Origin of the sequence: Bifidobacterium callimiconis (assembly GCF_003952005.1) — a bacterium.
GTDB lineage: Bacteria > Actinomycetota > Actinomycetes > Actinomycetales > Bifidobacteriaceae > Galliscardovia > Galliscardovia callimiconis.
Genome location: NZ_QXGJ01000029.1, coordinates 1 through 3,912 on the forward strand (window position 1 = coordinate 1; position 3,912 = coordinate 3,912).

Annotated in this window: 5 protein-coding genes; 4 read left to right on the forward strand and 1 reads right to left on the reverse strand. The window is 62.8% G+C overall.

Annotation, left to right across the window (positions count from 1 at the left end; all coding sequences use genetic code 11):
- Positions 1-190 precede the first annotated feature (190 nt).
- Positions 191-1,276: a replication protein RepA gene (locus tag D2E23_RS11435; RefSeq protein WP_126031018.1), complete on the reverse strand. Its 1,086-nt coding sequence runs from the start codon at positions 1,274-1,276 to the stop codon at positions 191-193.
- Positions 1,277-2,223: 947 nt separating this feature from the next.
- On the opposite strand from D2E23_RS11435, the gene D2E23_RS11440 reads away from it, so the two are divergent.
- From D2E23_RS11440 to D2E23_RS11455, 4 genes are all read left to right on the forward strand, one after another.
- Positions 2,224-2,559 (forward strand): hypothetical protein, encoded by a 336-nt coding sequence (locus D2E23_RS11440; protein WP_126031019.1) that lies wholly within the window; start codon positions 2,224-2,226, stop codon positions 2,557-2,559.
- A gap of 251 nt (positions 2,560-2,810) precedes the next feature.
- Positions 2,811-3,185 (forward strand): MobC family plasmid mobilization relaxosome protein, encoded by a 375-nt coding sequence (locus D2E23_RS11445; RefSeq protein WP_126031020.1) that lies wholly within the window; start codon positions 2,811-2,813, stop codon positions 3,183-3,185.
- Between the two features lie 69 nt (positions 3,186-3,254).
- Positions 3,255-3,515 (forward strand): hypothetical protein, encoded by a 261-nt coding sequence (locus tag D2E23_RS11450; RefSeq protein WP_126031021.1) that lies wholly within the window; start codon positions 3,255-3,257, stop codon positions 3,513-3,515.
- Positions 3,512-3,787 carry a CopG family transcriptional regulator gene (locus D2E23_RS11455; protein ID WP_126031022.1) on the forward strand — a complete coding sequence of 92 codons (276 nt, stop codon included), beginning with the start codon at positions 3,512-3,514 and terminating at the stop codon, positions 3,785-3,787. The genes D2E23_RS11450 and D2E23_RS11455 overlap by 4 nt, the downstream gene beginning before the upstream one ends.
- The last annotated feature ends 125 nt before the right edge of the window (positions 3,788-3,912 follow it).

A 3,912-nucleotide genomic window follows, 5' to 3' on the forward strand; every position in this document is an offset into this window, starting at 1 on the left:
CCCGTCCGCGTCCGAGCCGGTCTCGGCGCCGGCCGGCCGGCAGAAGCCATCCTCGACCGGCCGGCGGCCGTCATGGCCGCGGAACATGGCGGCGTAGTCCGGCACCCCGAACGACCGGACACGGCCGGCGTCACCGGGTCCGCCGCCCGTACCATCCGCACGCCGTCCCGTCATGGGCCTCTCCCGTCTCCTAGAACTCGAACAGGGGCACGTCCTCGGCCTCGCCCACGCCGCCGTCCAGGGGCCCGTGAGAGGCCCGGTTGCGCTCGTCGAACAGGCAGTACCGGCACTCCTGGGCTGGAGTCGTTCCGTCGAAGTGCGCGCGGGCGGCCGTCACGTCGAACAGGTCCGTCGTGGTCCATACCCGGCCAGCGCCGGCCACGCCCGTCCAATGGCCCTCCTCGGCCGAGCGGCGCCGCTCGGCCGTCTTCTCCTCGCGCCGCACCTGCGAGACCGGGGCCACGCTCGTCTCGGACGGGTAGAGCGTCACGTACTCGCGACCGCAGGTGATGCGCGCCTGCGGGTAGGCGGTCTTCACCTCGGCCACGGCCTCCTTGAAGTTCTGGCGGAACTTCTTCATTTCCTTGGAGTCGCTGCCGAACTGGTCGTAGAGCTGCCGCCAGGTGATGCTCACCCGCTCGTGCATCCGGTAGTAGCGCTTGGTCAGCCACCAGTAGACGTCAAGCGACATGGGGCTTTTGAACCGGGCGGCGATCTTCAGATCGATCGGCACGGGATGGTCCTCGAGCATCTGCACGTAGCCCTTGGAGAGGGTCACCCAGTTCTCGAAAGTTCCCGGTTCGTGCAGTGGCTTGTCCCGCAGCCAGTCGATGTTGTAGGTCTCCGCGACGGTGAAGTTCGCGCCCTTGGACTTCGTCTTCGTGCTGTAGCTGATGATGTACGCGCACTTGAACAGGCTCTCGAGCTGCGGCTTGATCGTCCGCAAACTCTTGCCGCCGACATTGACATTCAGCAGCTCGAGGAAGTCGCGGAACGACTTGCCGATGCTCAGCGTCATGGTCTCGGGGTTCCAGCACTCGTTCCTGGTCTTGATCATCGTGCAGGCCCACAGCTCGAACAGGCGCGGGTACTTGCCGTAGGGCAGGCAGTCCGCGCCGCAGATGAACCGCACCTCGAGGTCGCCGTTTCGCTTGACGATCTCGCGGGCCTTCGGTCTGCGGTAGGGCAGTGAGACCTGGGCCGCGATCTTCGACACGAAGGCGTGCGACATCAGAGGTTCGTCGTCTGGGACGATCAATTGCTTAGAATCAGTCATGCGATCACTCCGTCTTAGTGGTTGCCGTTCCCCCGGCTGTTGGCGCAGTGCGGGGGTTTCCTTTATTTCCAACGTTTTTAAGCGTGGACTTTAGGTACTTTACCACGAAGGTACCTAAAGTCCACGGATCTAGGTACCTAAAGTCCACGCCTTTTCTGTGGACTTTAGGTACCGGAGAGGGACTTTGGGTACCTTTTGAGGGACTTTGGGTACCTTTTGAGGGACTTTGGGTACCGACATGGCCTCTCAGCCCTTGTGGCAGTAGGGCTGAGCGAGGGTCCCCTATAGACAGATATACAGATACTAGAAAATTCGAAAAAATCAGAAAATGTGGATAACTCCGATAATCGTTGGAATTCCAACGATTATCGGGAATTTTCTGATCACGCGATCTGAGCGTGAAAGAGAAGTTTTGAGCATTGAATGTGAACAAATTGTGAACGCCTGTTCCGGCATGCATCCGTCTTCCCGTCCTTTCGGTCCTTGATGGTTTGGAGAGGCCGGTATCGACCATCCGGACGCCCACGGTATCGGAGGGAACGGCGGTCGAGTTTGGATATGCGGGGAAGCCGGTGGCTATGGGGTGAAAACGCCCTCTGGCGGGCCCGTAGAGGCGGGATGCACGGCCTGGGCACCTCTTCTGCACCTTTGGCGTGACGGAGGCTCTGTACGGCCGTATCGACGCCTGGATGGCGGTCGGTCTCATAACCCCGGAGAGCCGCTGGATAGGGGCAAGGCGTTCATTGCGTCGTAGGACGCCGTCCTTCGGGATCGAACGCAAGTGCAAAGCCGATCAGGGCACCGCGTCCGTGCTGTCCTGGACTGCGCCCATACCCGCGTAGATCTCCAGATGCATGACCCTAACGCGCCATGTGCGAGAGCGGCGGTTACGGAGGCTGCGCGCATAGAGGGACGACGACCATGTTCACGACCAGAAGGAGGTCACCGTGCTTGACCCGCTTACCGATCTGATGAAGGCTCTCGTCGAGGTGCTGCTCGTGCTCGCCAGGCGCATGCCGGAGGATCGGATCTTCCCTGCGTTCGCCGTCCTGACCGTCGCGTTCACCCTGATCGCGTTCGACCTGATCACCGCGTTCACAGGCCGTCTCCACGCCCGCAGACGAAAGACGGACAACGACTCAGACACGACAGCCACGCCACAGGACAGTCATCACGACAACAGCCAAGACCAGGAGGGCGCATCACACGAACACAGCGAAAATCATGATCCCGTCATCCACGCGCCTCACCCTGTGCCTTCCAAACCCGGTGCAACGAAATAGATGAACACTTGATCGCATCGACGCGACCAAGACCGGACGATGGAAGGAACAAGCGTGAACGACCACATGCACGGAATTGAAAACGGGAAAGCGAAAAAACGAAGGCTCGTTTCAGGAGTAGCAAGCATAGCAAGTGTATATACACTTGCTGCTTGCCCGCCGCCGGCGGGACAAGTCGGGAGACCCGAACCCCATAGTCGGCGAAGCCTCCGAACAGCGAAAACGCCGTCCCAAACAACGCGGAGCAATGCATGAGCTGGGCCGAGGGACGACGCCGGAAGATCCTCAAGTGCGTCGCGTTCACGCCCGAGGAATGGGCCGATGTGCGGGAGACGTACGAGCTGTGGGCGCGCAGTCGCGGGGCCGGCGCGTCGTTCGGCAGGTTCGCCCGCGAGATCATGACCGATGGCTCCGTGCGCGTCGTGGAGACTACCTGGGACCCGGAAATGGTCCTGCGGCTGCTGCGTCCGATCGGCGTGAACGTCAACCAGATCGCCCGCCGAGTCAACGCCGAGGACACGGTGTCCATGGCGGACGTGGCCGAGCTGCGCGCCGAAATGAACGATCTGATCGACGTGGTCGGCCGTATGTGCAGCGAGTACCGGGCCACCGTGCGGCGAGCATAATACGTTTGTGATGCGCCCGTATCACGGGTATGATCGTGGTGTAATACAAGCGTGATACGGGAGTGATGCGTGAGGATCCATGTGCTTGACCGGGTGCACGAGCGGCATCCCGAGCTGTGCGAGGAGGACGTGGTGACCGCGCTGCGCAGCGTCATGGTCGATGCGCGGCGCGATGACGGCGCCTGGATGGTGGTCGGCCTCGACGGGCACGGCCGCAACGTCGAGATGCTGTATCGCGTGCACGGCGAGGACGTGGTGGTCTACCACGCGTTCACCCCGCCCACCAGGAAGTTCATGAGGCAGATCGACCAGCTAAGGAGCGGACGATGAGCGTGAGCAGGCGAGACGAGGAGCTGCTGGCCCTGGTCGGCATGACCCCGGAGCAGGCCGAGCGGGACGCCAGGGAGGCCGAGGACGAGACGATCCCGGACCCGCTGGACGGGCGCGTCCACTACGGGCTGCACCTCGGTCCGGCCGACGAGCGGATGGTGACCGTGAGCCTGAGGATCCCCAAGAGCGACCTCGACCGCATCACCGCCCAGGCCCGCCGCTACCACCTCAGCCGCAGCGAGTACATGCGCCGCAGGCTCGCCAGCGCATAGGAGGGCCCGTCATGGCGATGCACTGCGAGCACATGCCCGCCTACACGCTGCGCTGCGACTCCTGCGGCACGTACAGCCAGGAATGGCGCCTGAGCGAGCGGGACGCCATCGAGGCCGCCCGCGCG